The sequence below is a fragment of the Chthonomonas sp. genome, from assembly GCA_016788425.1.
In the GTDB taxonomy this organism is placed as follows: domain Bacteria; phylum Armatimonadota; class Fimbriimonadia; order Fimbriimonadales; family Fimbriimonadaceae; genus JAEURQ01.
In genome coordinates this window covers 180,083-195,656 of the sequence record JAEURQ010000003.1, presented here as the reverse complement: position 1 = coordinate 195,656, position 15,574 = coordinate 180,083, and the positions used below count along the sequence as shown (strand labels likewise).

Annotated in this window: 13 protein-coding genes; 5 read left to right on the top strand and 8 right to left on the bottom strand. The window is 61.2% G+C overall.

Annotated elements, in window-relative coordinates:
- Window positions 1-83: 83 nt before the first annotated feature.
- The 4 genes from JNJ45_08180 to JNJ45_08165 are packed head-to-tail and all read left to right on the top strand — an operon-like array spanning window position 84 to window position 5,832.
- Entirely contained in the window at window positions 84-2,087 is a 2,004-nt protein-coding gene (locus JNJ45_08180; GenBank protein MBL8048644.1) for a S9 family peptidase, read from the top strand.
- 3 nt (window positions 2,088-2,090) lie between these two features.
- Entirely contained in the window at window positions 2,091-4,001 is a 1,911-nt protein-coding gene (locus JNJ45_08175; GenBank protein ID MBL8048643.1) for a hypothetical protein, read from the top strand.
- 2 nt (window positions 4,002-4,003) lie between these two features.
- Window positions 4,004-4,858 carry a hypothetical protein gene (locus tag JNJ45_08170; GenBank protein ID MBL8048642.1) on the top strand — a complete coding sequence of 285 codons (855 nt, stop codon included), beginning with the start codon at window positions 4,004-4,006 and terminating at the stop codon, window positions 4,856-4,858.
- Between the two features lie 35 nt (window positions 4,859-4,893).
- Window positions 4,894-5,832 (top strand): phytase, encoded by a 939-nt coding sequence (locus tag JNJ45_08165; protein ID MBL8048641.1) that lies wholly within the window; start codon window positions 4,894-4,896, stop codon window positions 5,830-5,832.
- Here JNJ45_08165 and JNJ45_08160 read toward each other — a convergent pair.
- From JNJ45_08160 to JNJ45_08130, 7 genes are all read right to left on the bottom strand, one after another.
- Window positions 5,824-6,621 (bottom strand): class I SAM-dependent methyltransferase, encoded by a 798-nt coding sequence (locus JNJ45_08160; protein ID MBL8048640.1) that lies wholly within the window; start codon window positions 6,619-6,621, stop codon window positions 5,824-5,826. The two genes, JNJ45_08165 and JNJ45_08160, sit on opposite strands and share 9 nt — an antisense overlap.
- Window positions 6,618-7,307, bottom strand: a complete 690-nt coding sequence (locus JNJ45_08155; GenBank protein ID MBL8048639.1) for a sugar transferase — start codon at window positions 7,305-7,307, stop codon at window positions 6,618-6,620. The genes JNJ45_08160 and JNJ45_08155 overlap by 4 nt, the downstream gene beginning before the upstream one ends.
- A 24-nt stretch (window positions 7,308-7,331) precedes the next feature.
- The gene (locus tag JNJ45_08150; protein ID MBL8048638.1) at window positions 7,332-8,576 is read right to left on the bottom strand and encodes a glycosyltransferase; all 1,245 of its coding nucleotides are present in this window, start codon (window positions 8,574-8,576) and stop codon (window positions 7,332-7,334) included.
- The gene (locus tag JNJ45_08145) at window positions 8,573-9,703 is read right to left on the bottom strand and encodes a glycosyltransferase (GenBank protein ID MBL8048637.1); all 1,131 of its coding nucleotides are present in this window, start codon (window positions 9,701-9,703) and stop codon (window positions 8,573-8,575) included. Before JNJ45_08145 ends, JNJ45_08150 begins: the two co-directional genes overlap by 4 nt.
- The gene (locus JNJ45_08140; protein ID MBL8048636.1) at window positions 9,696-11,030 is read right to left on the bottom strand and encodes a hypothetical protein; all 1,335 of its coding nucleotides are present in this window, start codon (window positions 11,028-11,030) and stop codon (window positions 9,696-9,698) included. The genes JNJ45_08145 and JNJ45_08140 overlap by 8 nt, the downstream gene beginning before the upstream one ends.
- A gap of 9 nt (window positions 11,031-11,039) precedes the next feature.
- On the bottom strand, window positions 11,040-12,293 hold the full coding sequence (locus JNJ45_08135) for a lipopolysaccharide biosynthesis protein (protein ID MBL8048635.1): 1,254 nt from the start codon (window positions 12,291-12,293) through the stop codon (window positions 11,040-11,042).
- A 75-nt stretch (window positions 12,294-12,368) separates the two neighbouring features.
- Window positions 12,369-13,781, bottom strand: a complete 1,413-nt coding sequence (locus JNJ45_08130; GenBank protein ID MBL8048634.1) for a hypothetical protein — start codon at window positions 13,779-13,781, stop codon at window positions 12,369-12,371.
- Window positions 13,782-14,015: 234 nt separating this feature from the next.
- Here JNJ45_08130 and pheA point away from each other — a divergent pair, with 234 nt between their 5' ends.
- Entirely contained in the window at window positions 14,016-15,089 is a 1,074-nt protein-coding gene (gene pheA / locus JNJ45_08125) for a prephenate dehydratase (protein MBL8048633.1), read from the top strand.
- Between the two features lie 45 nt (window positions 15,090-15,134).
- Here the strand turns inward: pheA and JNJ45_08120 are convergent, their stop codons facing one another.
- Window positions 15,135-15,548: a hypothetical protein gene (locus tag JNJ45_08120; GenBank protein ID MBL8048632.1), complete on the bottom strand. Its 414-nt coding sequence runs from the start codon at window positions 15,546-15,548 to the stop codon at window positions 15,135-15,137.
- Window positions 15,549-15,574 lie beyond the last annotated feature (26 nt).

Here is a 15,574-nt window from a genome sequence, read left to right as displayed (position 1 = left end):
CCCACCAACGGCGCAAACTTGCGCCAGTTGCAACAAGGTACGGCCCTACGGCCGGAAAAGTCGCGGTCCGGTAAGCTGAAATCATGCCCAAGCGCGCCCTTCTCGCCGAAGACCTGCTCGATCTCGTCTTTGTCAGCGATCCCCAGTTCCATCCGCAGAGCCACGAAGTGCTCTTCGCCCGCAAGCATATCGCGAAGAACAAATATGTAACTCAGTTGTACGCGGTGCGCCAAGGTGAGGAGGCGCGCCAACTAACGAGCGGCGACAAAAGCGCGGGCCACGGTCGTTGGTCGCCGGACGGTAAGCATGTTGCGTTTCTCACCGATCGAGGCGAAAATGGCCAAATCTTCCTGCTGCCGACCAGCGGTGGCGAGGCCCGCCAACTCACGCATTTCCCCGAAGGCTCGGTGGCGGAGTTTAAATATTCACCAGACGGTTCCAAATTCGCCGTGCTGTTTCGCGAATCGCATCCGGACCGCACAAAAGAGGCGGCTAAAAAGCGCGAGACCGACAACCTAAGTACGCCGCCCTGGGTGTTGACGACGCCCTACTACCGCCTCGATGGCGACGGCTACTTTGGCGAAATGCGCTACGGTTTGTACTTAGTAGACGCGGCGACCGGCGAGCACACCAAGTTGTATGAATCTGGCCCCTATGGGTTCTACAGCTTCGACTGGATGCCGGATGGCAAGCATCTGGTGGTGTCGCACGAGACCGGCAAGAACCCGGCCCACAAAAAGGAACCGAGCGAAATCTTTTTCGTGGACATGAAGGGCAAGGCGAAAAAGCTCGCGTGCGGCGGCGCTCACAAGAGCAACGTCAGTGCCTCGCCCGATGGAAAATGGATTGCGTACATTGCCCAAACCCAAGCCGAAAGTCACTGGGGCGCGTTCAATCAGCGCGTTTGGGTGGTCAGCGTGGACGGCAAGGACAACCGCTGCCTGACCGAAGGCGACGACATTTGCTACGAGGTCGCTACGCTCAGCGACACAAAGGAGTTTGCCGCCAGCGGCCTTCTGCTGTGGTCGAAAGAAGGCAAGAGCCTCTACACAAACATCGGCTGGCACGGCCAAAGCCACCCGGCGCGCATTGATGTAGCGAAGGGCGGGTCGGAAGCCCTCACCAGCGGCCGCACCTGGACCAGCATCAACGCCATAAGCGCGGACGAAACCCTGTTCGCGGGCGTTTCGGGTGATACCCAAACCATGAACGAGGTTTGTATCCAACCGGTTTCTAATCCCAAGGACATCAAGTTCCTCACGAGTGAGAACAAGGCGTGGCACGAGAAGATCAAGCTCGCGCCGGTCACTACCGAGTACTTGGAGACTCCCGACGGCACGAAGGTGCAGATTTGGGTGCTTACTCCCGAGGGTCGCAAGCAACGCGGTCCGGCGGTGCTGCAAGTTCACGGCGGCCCGCACGCTCAGTACGGCGAGTTGTTCTTCCACGAGATGCAGTTACTGGCTGCGCAAGGCTACGTGGTCGTGATGAGCAACCCGCGCGGCTCCAAGGGCTACGGCGAAGAGCATTGCCACGCGATTTCCGGCGATTGGGGCAACAAGGATTGGGTGGATATCCAAACCGTGCTCCATTGGATGCAGCATCAGCCCACGATTCACAGCGGCCTCATCGGCATCATGGGCGGATCGTACGGCGGCTACATGACCAACTGGGCTATCGGCCACACCACCGATTTCCGCGCCGCCATCACCGATCGCTGCGTGAGCAACCTACTTTCAATGGGCGGCAACAGCGACTTCATCGACGAGAAAGATGGCTACTTTGGGCCGGGCAATTGGTACGGCCCGATCGGCGATCTGGAATCGCGCTGGCGACAATCGCCCATCGCTTACTTCGATAAAGCGGTGACGCCGACGCTTGTCATCCATAGCGAAGGCGACCTGCGTTGCAACGTGGAGCAAGGGGAGCAGGTGTTTTCTGCGCTTTGGCAGCGCGGAATCGAAACGCGATTCGCGCGGTATCCGTCAAGTACAAGTCATGGACTCTCGCGATCTGGCCCGCCCGACCTGCGCCTGCACCGACTCGGCGAAATTCTCGCATGGTGGAAGCGCCACTTGCAAGGCTAAGCGATGATTCTGCTGCCTGCGTTTGTCTTGCCGCCGGTCCATCACGTCACCGTGATGGACACCTTCATCGATCAAAAAGAGCCGGAAAGCAACTACGGTCGCGACCGCTTGCTGAGCGGTGGGCCGGGCAAGGTCGTGTTTCTGCGTTTCGGCAACTTAAACCAAGTGCTCGCCGATGACGAGGAATTTGATTCCGTTCAGCTCCAAATGCGACAAGCGCTGGGCCGGACAATCAATGTCACGGGCATCTACCGGGTTCGGCAGGATTGGGAAGAGGGCAACGATCTGCGCGGCGAGATCAACGCCAAGCTCGGCTTCCCCTCGGATCAGCCGGTGACCGGCCTCACGTGGCGGCAAAACACCACCGGCGACCTTACACCCATCGCCGAGGCGAAGGCTAAGGTCGAAAATGGCGTGCTCACGGTTGACGGCTTAGGCAAGCTCGTGAACCAGTGGCGCACGGGCGAAGCGCCGAGTTTCGGCCTCGCGCTCACTTTCGGCGAGGTTGTGGATTTCCCCAGTAGCGAGGCTCGCGAGCAAGGGCCGCAATTGAAGTTCACCGTACGCAAGCACGGACGCGCCGATAACCGCCGCATCACCGAGGTCCGTCGCAACGGCGCGAATGTGGAGTTCTCGGTGGACTGGGGCAAGGCGGGACCCATCACTCCCCGAGTTTGGCAGGGCGGCTTGGAAATTTCGGCCGCTAAATTAGGAGCCACTCAGTTCCAATTTGCGTTACCGTTGACGGGCGGACCGGTAAGCATCGCGCTTCCGGGAGCCGACGCCGTCGCGCAGGACAATTCGTGGACGTTGTATCCGCTTGGCAAGGACTTCGCGGCCGCAGAGAAAAATCGCGCCGCTATCCGCGCCTGGAACGAGGTCTGTGCGCCGTTTAGCCGCTACTCTTTTGCGCGCGCCGGGGCCACGGTTCGCCTGAACCACTGGACGAGCGCCGACCTCTTGCCGGGGCAAACATTGGAGCAGCAAATCGCCAGTATCAACGAACGACTCGGCTTGCTCGCCGGCGGTATGAGCGTGGATGATGTCGAGTTTGCGCGGCAATTGCCGCTGAGCTCCGCGCCGTGGCCCGATGAACTCGCCGATCAGGTGGCGTTCGCGCCGGTCGGGTTGCTCTCCGCGGCGGCGGTCGGCCAGCTCAACCAGCCCACCAAGACGCTCCCCAAGAACATCGCGCTCAAGGTGGTGGGGCCAGACGGCCTGCCGCTGGCCGGCATCGCCAAGCTCGAGGATGGCGCCAAGCACAAAGTCGTCACGCTCAACGGCAGCCTGCAACTCATCAACCTTAGCGAGATCACGACGAGCCTGACCGGCCCGAGCCTGAGGCTTTCGGTGGTCACGCCGAACGGCGAAACGACAATCTCGGTCGCAAGGGAGGAGTTCTTCGTCGCCGCCTTGCGCGCCGGAACTCGGCTACCGGTCGTCAAGATCGGAGTGCCGATTCCGATGGCGAAGCTCGAAGAAGGCACTAACCTTGCGCTCGCCAAAATCGTCGGCGACTCGGCCAATACCGACCCCGCCAAGCTCAACGCGCTGGTGGATGGCGACCCGGCGACGCGCTTTATGTGGACGCCCGAAGTCAAGTGGATTGAGCTCAACTTGGGCCGCGACCGCGTGTTTGGTAGCGTGGATATTCTCACCGCCAACCCTGGGCAACTCACCAAAATCGAGGTCGGAGCGCGCGAAACCGCGCAAGCGTTTGCCGATAGCGAGCCCTTCGCCAAGATGCTGCAACCGGGCTGGCACGCGGCGAGCTGGTGCCCCAAGGAGGGCGACGTCGCCGTGCTCAGATTGCTCGGGGCACCGCTCAAAGCGCGCACCATTCGCATCTATTTTGAGGGTGCATCCGTAGAAATAGCCGAGATTCGCGTGACCCCGGCCAAGGTCGCGCCGTAACGATGAAGCTAGAACTCAACAACTCCTCGAACCTGCCGTACTTCAAAACCTACTTGGAGTCGCGGCGGCAACAGTTGCCTACGTACTTTGGGTTGTCCGCGGCGCTCCCTGGCATCGGGATCGGCATCGCGCTCGGAATCCTGTCGCCCCTGACCATCTTAGAAGCGGTGCCGATTTGCTCGGCGGTTACCTTGGTGCTTTGGAACGTGGTTGCGTTCATCCATAACCGCGTTAAGAAGCAACTGCCGCCCGACACGATTCTGACGCTCGAGAAATTTGGCGAAGAAGACCAGAGCAAGCTACACAAAAAGATTGATGGCACCGCCTTGCAACTGCTCGAAGTCGGCGCGTACTATTGGGTGCAGATTCACACTCTGCTCGAATCGGACACCTGGACTTCGTCACCCCACTTTCAAGGCTTGCGCACCGACATTGGCGCCGTGGCCGATCAAGCGATGGACGAGCTCGCCGGACTCGCCGCCATGTGCATGGGCACCGGCGCGGATTCGCGAGGCAAAGATTTCAAGCGCGCCTTCGATGATCTCGCCGACGGCGACATCAAGGAAGCCCTCTCCGGGTTCGCCGAGGCGTTTACCGCCAACCCGGAAAAGTACAAATTCCGCAGCCCGCACATCGGGTCGGTGTTCCCGGCGGCGCGCGAAATCGCCGAGCGACTCAAGCTCCTCGCCAGCGAAGTCGCGACCACCACTGTCGAAAACGAGCGTCAGCGATTGCAGTCCGGCGCGGTGGGCTCCACCACGCTCGGCGGCATGGATGCGGTGCTCAATTCGCTCAAGGCCACCCGTGTGGCGCAAGAGGAATTGGACCAAGATTCCACGCTTCATCACCACCTTTAACCCTGCCTTAGCAATGCCCTGAAACACTAAGGGGCATGCTGCTGGGCCTTATTTCTGTCATCGCGATTCAACCGGTCTTCGCCACCGAGCCGGTAGGCACCGACGCCGACGATCCCGCCATTTGGGTGAATCGCCACAACCGCAGTCAGTCGCTGATTTTCGGCACCGATAAGGCGGTGGATAAAGGCGGGTTGTTCGCGTTTAACCTTGAAGGCAAGGTGGTTCAGCGCATCGAGAACCTGAAGTATCCCAACAACTGCGACGTGTGGGGCAACCTGCTGGTGGTCTCCGAGCGCGATCGCAACCGCGTGATTTTCTACTCGATCAATGCCAAGACCGGCGCTCTCACGGATGTCACGGGCGACTCGGGCGTGGTGACCAAACCGATGGGCGTGGCGTTCTACCGCCGCGAGCGCGATGGCGCGGTGTTTGTGTTTGTCAGCCCGAAGGCGGGCGATCGCGATGGCTACCTGGCCCAGTACCGTTTGGTCCAAGGCAGCGATGGCCGCTATGGCACCAAGCTCGTGCGCAAACTCGGCAAGTTCAGCGGTGTGGATGAAATCGAAAGTATCGCCGTAGACCACGACCGCGGCTTGGTTTACTACAGCGACGAAGGCGTGGCCAACCGCGTCTATCAGGCGGACCCCGCCCTCGCCGGCGACCCGTTTGTGACCGGATTCAACACGCGCGGCATGGGCGGCGACCACGAGGGCATCGCGGTGACGAAGGACTTCGTGTTCACCACCGATCAGCGCGAGGGCAACGCTCAGTACCGCGTGTTCGATCGCTGGCAGACCGGGCGCATGGTCGGCACGCTGAGCATTGGTGCGGATTCCACTGACGGCATCGACGCAACCCAGGAAAACCTCGGCCCGAGATTCCCGGAAGGGATCTTCGTCGCGATGAATAGCAAGGACCGCAACTTCCTGATCGCGGATTTCCGCGAGGTGCGGCGCGCGTTCCCGCTACGCTAACGGCTTGGTGCCGATCGCATAGAGCACGCGATATTTGCTGATATCGCCCACGCTATCGGTCGGCACTGGCGTTTCCACTTTCGCCGGGTCGACCACCACTTCGTTCGGGAAGGGCGGCAACTCTCCGTAGATCAGCTTTTTGATCCGCTCCTTGCCTTCCATCGTGTCGGGAATCAGGCGGAAGGTCACCGCGAGCTTGCGCACAACATTGAGCACCTTGGTCTTGAGGCCGCCGCCTTCCTCGGGGAAACCGCACAGCGTCTCGGCCGAGAAGCCATGGTCTTCCAGGAGCTTTTTGAACTCAAGCGGCGAGAAATATTTAGTGCTGTACGGCGCGGCGTTGAAGCTGACAAACAGCGGGTTTGGGGCTGCGATCATGAACTTGCCGCCGGGCCGCAGCACGCGAAATGCCTCGCTGACGGCGCGGGCCGCGTCGGGCACAAAGTAAATCGCCTCCAGCAGGAGCACGCAGTCGAAGCTGGCGTCGGCAAAGTCCAGGTTCATGGCGTCGAGCCGCTGCGCCACCAGGCGCTTTTCGTAGTACTTGTTGACCACTTCCACCATGGCGGGGTCGAAGTCGCCGGCAGTCACCGTGTTCGAGACTCGGAGCAAATGTCCCAGGCCCATGCCACCACCGCACGCGACTTCGAGCACGTCCCCGCCGGGCGCGAGCTCGCCGGCAACCGCGTAGCGGGTCGCGAGCATCAGCAAGGCGTCGGGCGATGCGCCCTTGCCCGGCAGTTCGGTCACGGTCGAAAACGATTCTTGACGTTCCAAAACGGCGCTCACGATTTCACGGCCTCGCTGGGCATGCTCACCACGGCGAGTTGCTCGCGGACGGGCACGAGGCGCGGGAAGTCAGCCAGCTCCTTGGGATAGAAATCGCCCTTGATAATGCGGATCGCGGTGTACATCAGGATCTTGATATCGGTGCCCACGCTGTGGTTGTCGCGGTATCGCAATTGAAGCTGAATCTTGCCCGGGCGAATGTACTTTTCGTAACCCGCGTCGGCGTCCTCGAGACCTTCCAAGATGCGTCCTTCGTCGGAGTTCCAAATCGAAGCCCAGTCGGTGATGCCGGGGCGCAGATCGAGGATGCGCTTTTCCTCGGCGGTGTACATGTCGGTGAACTTCTTCACCTCGGGGCGCGGGCCGACCATGCTCATGTCGCCGATCAGCACATTGATGAACTGGCTCAGCTCGTCGATTTTAAACTTGCGGATGAACTTGCCGCTGCGAGTGACCCGACGGTCGTCGCCGCTGGTGGAGCTCGCGCCGATCTTGTCGGCGTTCACCACCATGCTGCGGAATTTGAAAATGCGGAATGGCTTGTCGTCCTTGCCGGTTCGCTCGCCGCGGTAGAACACCGGCCCGGAGGAATCGAGCTTGACCCAAAGGGCAACGGCCAGGAGGATGGGGCTGAAAATGATGAGGCCCAACGCGCTCACCACAATGTCAAAAAGTCGCTTCGCCATAACATGCGCCAGAGGCGCTAAGCGTTAAGGATACCTTTTTGAGGCCAACTCCTCCAAATATCGAACAATCGCGGGGTAGATGTCTTCGGCGCGGAACCGTTCGCGGAACAGGGCAAAGCCGTTTTCGCCGCGTTGCCGCCACGCATCGGGAGCGGCGTGAAGGTCGCCGATATAGGCGGCCAGGGCGTTTGGCTCCTTGGCGCTGTAAGTCACGCCGATGTTGCGCTCAGCGATGAGGTCGGTCAGTTCACCCGCCGGCATGCTCCAAATGAGCGGCAAGCGGTTGGCCATGTATTCGTTCGCCTTGTTGGGCACGCTACACATAAACGAGTAGCGCGGCACGTAGGGCATGAGGCCGGCGTGCGAGCGCTCCATGAGCACGCGCAGATCGGGCAAGCCGATCCACCCGGTGAACCGGACATTCGGAATTCCCAGCGCTTGTTGTTCGAACTTGCGCCGCGACTGCCCGTCGCCGCAAATGAGGAACTCCACCTGCGGATTTGCCCGGGCCGCCGCCCAAACCGGGAGCATATTCACCTGGTCGATCAGCTGGCCCGAGTAAAGCACGCGGGTCGGCCCGGCCAAAATCCCTTGCTGGTCCCAGTTCGCTCGAGCCCGCGCCAACTCCTCGTCGGCGGGCGGCACCTCGTGGTAACCAAACGGAAACACGCGGTCGTGGAACTGCATGGGGCGGCCCGCATATTCCAGTGCCCACTCCAAAAAATGGTCGGTGTGCGCCATCAGTCCCGTGGCGCGCTTGAACGCGTTTTCCGTGGAGCGAAAGGCTCGGTTGAGGGCGAGCTTAGCCAGCGGCAACCAGGGCACGCCGACATATTCCAGGAACAGATCCGGCCACATATCGCGCGCATCCAGCACCACCGGAATCTGGTGGGGCTGCGCGAACTTGAGCACCTGTTCGGCGTGCTCGGCCACCGGAATGCTGCAGAGGAACACGTCGGGGCGTGGCGCTTGCGGCAGGTCCTCAGTGAGGCTTTTGGCTAGATCGAGGTGGTCGCGGTAGCGTCGCCAACTGATGTTTCGCGAGTAGCCGCGGCTCTTCAGCTTGCGAATCTGGGTCCGTTCCCACACTGATTCCACGGGTGGGCCGTCGAAGAATCTGCGCTTAAAGTGGTCGAAGCCGCTTGTCCACCACACCACCTCGTGACCGGCGCGGTCGAGCTCTTGCGCGAGCATGCCGGTTCGGTAGAGGCGCACGTTCTCGCCTTCGGTGGGCAGAGGCTCGCCGATGGTAACGAGACCGACTCTCATGGCGGGCCGATGAGGCGCTCGTATAGCGCCAACAGTTTGCGCTCCTCGGCCTCCCATGTGTATTTTTCCAGCGCGGCGCGACGACCATTTTCGCCCATTTGCTGCGATCCGGCGGGGTCGCTAAACATGGCGTTCATCGCGTCGGCGAGCGCCTGCGCCGACCCATCGCGCAGGATGATGCCGCACTTGTGCTCCTCCAGCGTCTTAATCCAGGTTCGGTTGGGCGAGGCGATGATCGGCAATCCCGCCATCATGTAGTCGTAAATCTTGTTCGCCGAGAAGTCTTGCTCGTACTTTTCGGGCGCCATCGTCGCCAGCCCGACTTTGGCGTTGACGACCTTGCGGTAGAGGTCGCCGTGCTTGATGTAGCCCGCGAACTCCGTCCGTTTCCAGCCCGGAATCTGCGCGAGTTCGTCGAGCAGAGCTTGGTCATCGAACGTACCGGCCACCCAAAAGCTGGCGTCGAATCGCGGCTCGACGAGGCCGATTGCCTCGACCATTTCGCGCGCGCATCGGTCGCGGGTGAGTCCGCCGGAAAACACCGCCAAGTTCGGGCGCTGCTCATAGGGGATCGCCTCAACCACCGGCAGCTCGCCCTGGATCGGATAGTTTTGCAGCACCACCGATTTGCCCGGCGCGAAGCGGTCCACGTGGCTTTCGACCACCGGAATCGTGGCCGCCATGCGATCGCCGACGCGCCGCTCGTACCACTGAATGAACTTGCTCAACGGCTTGCGCGCGATGTCCGGCACGTAAGGCTTGTTAGTCGCGACGAGCAGGTCTTCGCCGAGGTGCTCGTGCACGTCGTAGATCACCTGGTGGCCGCGCTTGGCCGCGCTCATCGCGCCGCGCATCAGCTCGGGATCGTGAAAGTGATACAGGGCAGCATTAAGCGAAAGCGCCTTTTGCCAGCAGAGCCCGGCGGTCTTGAGCATGCGCTCCCGGCGACCGCTCGGCATCGGCACGGCCCTAATCTGCACGCCCTCGATCACTTCGTCGCCCGCGGCGTGGGGCACCACCAAGATCACTTCGTAGCCCGCGCGTGCGAGCGTAAGGCACTCCTTGCGGAAGATGCGCGGGTCACCCGCCGGGTGCGCGCTGGAAATGTGCACGACGCGCTTAGGCATGCGCCTCCGCCCGATCCTTGGACGCGACCAAGAAGAAGAGGAACGGTAGCGTCAACACTAATCCCTGTGTAATCAAACTATTCTCAAACCCAATATCCAACCAGAACACCGACACCAATCCTGCCATCAGGAAGCACGTTAAACGGTACCCCCTTGCGGCAAATGCATCAAAAAGCTTAAGCGTGAGCCCCGCAAAAACGCTGGCAAGGACGACGCCAAGCACACCAAAGTTCGCAAAACCAGCCGCCCAAATTCCAGCATTGTAGTTGTCTTGCTCGGAATATCCATACTGGCTGCCCACCGTAAACGACTTTGGCGGGGCGGGTTGAATGCCGAAGGCCGGGGCGAACGCCGAATCGCCCATGTTGATCTGGTTGCCATCGAACACCTTGTAGTAGTGCGTCATACCCACCCCGCGGCTGGCGACCATTCGGTAGTTCAGCAAGTTGTTGAGGCTCATGATCTGTGCTTGCGTCCACAGTAAGGTGCCCAAAGCCATCAACGCGGCCAGCCACGCGAGCAGCTTGAATTGCTGATTTTTGGGGCGGCCGATGATCACGAGGATGATCATCATGAGCAGCGGCGTGAAGATCGAGCTTTTGGTGCCCGTGAAGGAGAAGATCGCGATGATGCCGAATGCGCCCGCGCCGATGAGCAAGGGTCGCTTCTTTTCGATGCCGATCGCCACACAAAGCGGCGCGAACGAACTCGCCAGGAACGCCATCGCGTAACCGACCCCGGCGCTCGCCGATTCGCGGGCGGCAAGCCGACGCTCGTAGAGATCAACAAAGCTGAGATTGACGCGGAACCCGTTTGCCCCGGCGACGGCCAGCGCGCAAAGAATCGTGCCCATGACCAGAGCGGTCATCAGAAACTGCCGCGAAACCACGGGTGGCTGGAGTCGGAAGCCAGGCGTGCGCCACATGAGCAGCAGCGACCAATAGCCTAGATGCGCCACGAGCACGATGGGCAGCATCTCGGGCGCAGGCGACTTGAGCACGTGAAACGGCAGAAACGCAGAGGGAATGACGAAGGTCGGATACAGCAGACTCACCGCGAGGTCGGACGGCTTGCGGAACTCGAGCGGAATCACCAGGCTCGGCAGCCACGCCAATACCGCGGCGAGCATGGTGTACTCGGCGGGGGGCGGGTTCCAGAAGTACCCAATGTAGCTGTGCAGTGGCGCGACGCTGGTCTCGTACGACCAAAGAAACGCGGCGATGACGATCGCCGCGGCGAGGCAAACCAGGACTCGCGGCCAACCGAATCCAGCTAGAGGGCGGTCCCACCAACTGGCGCGATCGCTCCCCGCCTCCAAAGCCGCCATCTGTTAAGGTTACCTGGCTGAGGGGTTACCCGCCAGTTTATAGCTGAGCCGCAGGTACACCACGTAGAGCGCCGCGTAGCCCGCTGAGAACAGGATCACCGCCAGTCGCAGATCGTGACGCGCCGTGCCAATCGCCAGCGCGGTGCCGGTCACTAACACCAATGCAATCTGCCAAAACATATCGAGGCGCTGGTTTTCGGTGACGATCAGCGTGCGGCTGAGCGGGCTCGCGAGCAGCATGAGGCACGCGTACGGCCCCATGATCTGCGTGAGCACGCCCGCTTCGCGATACTCCGGCCCGAAGACCACGGAAAATATCCACGGCGCGGCGATCGTGAGCACCAACGTGGGGATGATCGCAAATTTGACGAGGCGTCGAAAGGTCGCACGCCAGATCGGCAAGCAGTTGCCGTGGCGCTGCATCTGCTCGGCGGCTTGTTGCTTAAACACGTCGGCGAAGGTGGCACCGAGCGCACCGAGCGGCGCGATGGCGACCTTTTGCGCGAACGTAAAGTTGCCCGCCCCGCGCTCGCCAAACGTGCCGTAAAGAAAGAAGCGAGGCAATCCCTGCGCCAGCGCGTTGAGCAGCCCGCTGGCCAGCGAGTACTTCGGAAAATCCGCATACCGCTGCGCCACCGCGCGCTCGTCGGCTCGCGAGGCGAGCACGAAAATGGGACGATCGGTGCGCCAAATCTGCCATGCCAGGGCCAGGGTGCCGAGCAGTTGCCCGACGACCAATCCCAGGATCAAGCCGAGCGCCCCGAAGCTCAGCAGCCCGAACGCCATCCAGAGCGCGACGACCATGAGTTGCCTCACAAAACGGCTGGCCGCGAGCTGGGGAAACGCGCGGCGACGGATCGCCCAAAAGGTGAGAGTTTGGTAGAGGCCGGTGCTGAACACGGCGAGCGGCACCCACAGCACCCAGGTGCGCAGTTGGCCATCGCGCGCCAGCCACACGAGGGTCGCCAGCAACGCCACGCAGGCGGTGAGGATGACATTCACCCGCACGCTGAGCCGTACCAAAGCGGCCGCCGATTGGTCGTCCTCGGGCAAGACAATGCCTTGCTCGTAGCGGCCCGTGGCGAGAATGCCGAGGATGGAGAACGTCGCCTCGAACACCCCCATGGGGCCCCAGTGTTCCGGGCGGTAAAGGCGCGAGAGGATGGGCTGGGCCAAAAGCGGGATGACGCTGGCCGCCGCCGTGCCCGTCATCAGGGTAAGAACGTCGCGACCAAATTGGGATTTCGGAAGCCAGCGACGCACCCCGCAAAGATACCCGCCGAAAAAAATTGGCCCCGCCGCTTGCGCGGACGGGGCCCTCGTTGGCGACGAGTCGTTTTAGCCTCGAAGGAGCGCCAACACGCTCTGCGACGAGGAGTTTGCTTGGCTGAGCATCGAAAGACCTGCTTGTTGCAGAACCTGCATCTTCGTGTAGGTCGTCATTTCGGCCGCCATGTCGGTATCTCGAATTGCGCTGTCCGAGGCTTCCAGATTTTCCTTGGCCACTTGGAGAGCACGGGTGTTCGAGTCGATGGTGTTTCGCATAAAGTTACCAATCGCACCGCGTTGCTTGGACACGTTGTTGATCGCCGTATCGATCGCCGACAGAGCCGAGCTGGCCGTGCTGGTCGAAAGAATGTCGATACCCGAGAGACTCAGCGAAGCCGAGCTCATGCTGCTGAGAGCAAGCGTTGCCGTTTGACCCGCATTAGCCCCGATTTGGAACTGAGCGGCACCCGCCGTCACTTGGCCCACCGTTGCCGCGGCATAGGTTGCCGAAGCGTTGAGCACCAGCTTGTTACCCGCCGTGTCGCTGAGGGTCAGGCCGTCGTCCGAACCGCGAACTTGGAAGTTCGCTGCAGTACCCGAGACCGTCACGGTAGCAATGGCGTTCACGCCACCGGTGAGAGCCGAAGTTCCAGCTGCGGCCAGAACGTTGCCCGCATTGTCGCTGACGTTCACCGAGTTACCGCTTGCACCGAACTTGGCAGCTTCGAACGAAACCGTACCGTTCGTACCGTTCGAACTCAGCTTCATAACGACGCCGGTTTGACCCGACACTGCGTTCACCGAGTCGCGAAGTTGACCTTGAGTCATCCCCGAGGACACGTTGATCGAGACACCGTTGATGCTCAGCGTACCGGCCGAGGTCACGGTCATGGCTTCGGCGGCGGCCACCGTAGCAGCACCCGTCAGGGTCTTACCGGTCAGGCTTGCCTTAACCGCCGCGGTTGTCACGGCGACGCTCAGCGTACCGTTCGCCGAGATCGAGGCCGAACCAGCCGCCGTACCCACTTGACCACCGATCGAGACCGAAGCGATCTTCGATTGGTCGGTCACGGCGACGCTGACCCCAGAGCTACCGTCGAGAAGCTTCTTCGTTCCGTAGCTGGTCGTCGTAGCAATACGGTCGACCGAGCTGAGAATCGAGTTCAGCTGATTTTGGTTAGCTTGCTTTTGCTCCGTCGAGAGCGTGGCGTCGTTGGAGTTGGCAATAGCCAGCGAACGAGCGTCGTTAAGCAGCTTGTTGACTTCGCTCAGAGCGCCTTCGGCAGTCTTTGCGTAGTTGGTTGCATCTGCGTTATTGCGCAGAGCTTGATCCATGGACGAGATTTGACTGCGGAAGCCTTCCGAAATTTGGAGACCTGCAGGATCGTCAGCGCCCGAGTTGATTCGCAGACCCGAGGACAACTTGCTCATCGAAGATTGCATGTTCATACTCGTGTTGCTGAGTTGGCGAAGAGCGCCCATAGCGCCCAAGTTAGTGTTTACGCGGAATGACATAGTCCTTTCATTTCCTCCATGATCGCCACGGTTCGGTCGTCCTGACCAAGTGGCACGGTGGTAACAATCCACTTCCGGGTTGATTCGCTAGCTGGTAAAGATACGGGGAGCCGCCTTTTCGCATACTTTTACCGGGATTCTCTGAACCCCGTACTTTTACTTAGGTGGGCCGCGTTTTGAAGTTGGGGTAGGTTAGAGCGAATGGACGAAGCTGGCAAATCGCTTGAGGAATTGAGGCTGGGCATCAACGAAGTGGACGCGCAGGTGCTCGCGCTTCTTTCCGAGCGGACCCGCCTGGCTCAGGAAATTGGCGACCTGAAGGGACGCAGCGACCAGCCCTACTTTAACCCCGAGCGCGAGCGCGACGTGCTGGAGCGGCTCCGCGATTTGAACGAAGGGCCGCTGAGCGCTAAGCAGGTGGCGGCGATTTTCCGCGAGATCATGAGTGCGGCCCGGGCCGCCGAGCGCACGCTGCGCATTGCCTTCTGGGGCCCGCCGGGCACATTCACTCACCGCGCGTCCTTGCAAACGTTCGGGGCGAGCGCCGAATACTTCCCGGTGGACACGATTGGCGACGTGTTTGAGGCGGTCCAAAACTCGCGCGCCGACTACGGCGTGGTGCCGGTGGAGAATTCCACGGCGGGTGTTGTGCCGGAAACGCTCGACATGTTTCCGCTCTCGAACGTCAAAATCTGCGCCGAGACGCACGTCGAGATTCATCACCATCTGATTTCGACCGCGACCAGCCTGGAGCAAGTGCAACGCGTGTATGCCGGTCCGCAGCCCGCCGCGCAATGCCGCAAGTGGCTCAAGGGTAATTTGCCGTGGGCGGAGATTATTGACATGGCGCCCACCGCCAAGGCCGCCGAAAAGGCGAAGTCGGAGCCGAACTCCGCCGCGATCGCCAATTCTCTGGCCGCCGAGTTGGTGGACATTCCTATTTTGGTAGACCACATTGAAGACAACGCGCACAACCGCACGCGGTTTTTGGTGTTGGGATACAACGAACCGCGCCGCACGGGTCGCGACAAGACGAGTCTTATGTTTACGCTCAAGAACAAACCCGGCGAGTTGTATCGCGCGCTGGGTGCGTTCGAGCGGGCCGAGGTGAACCTGATGATGATCGAGTCACGCCCCGCCCAGCGGAGCACGTTTGAGTACATCTTTTACACGGACTGCGCCGGGCACCACTCGGACGCGCCGCTCCTGGCGGCGCTGGACGAGGTCCGCGCGATGGCCCTGGATCTGCAGATTCTTGGCAGCTACCCGGCGTAAACACACGGCGACAACAAAAGGGCCCAGGTAGGTTGGTCGGCGTTGCTAGTCTTTTCCGATCGTCGGACGCACGCCGAAACCGACTTCATTCGCGCCCTCGCCGAGGCTCGCCGCGAACTCGGCGAGCAACCGCTCGGCATCGCTCGCGAAGTGGTAGGTGCCATCAATGCTGCCTTGCCAAATATTCTCGACCACCCACCCGGGGACCGGCATGTAAACAATGCGCTCCGGCGGAGTGAGGGTGACGCGCAGAATCTGGAGCTCTTGACCCGCGCCATAGGTGAATTCGTGGGTCACGGCGTGCGGCGAAAAATGCGTGGTGCCCATTTTGGGCTCGCCGAGATCACGCGCCTGGGCCAGTAAACTCGCATCGAACTCGCCCACTCGCGGCGAGCCGCCCCCGAAAAGGTCGTCGAAAATCTGGCGTTTGGTTTGGGCCGCAAACTCGCGCAGCAACATGCGTTGCAGTGTACCGGCGAGGGCCG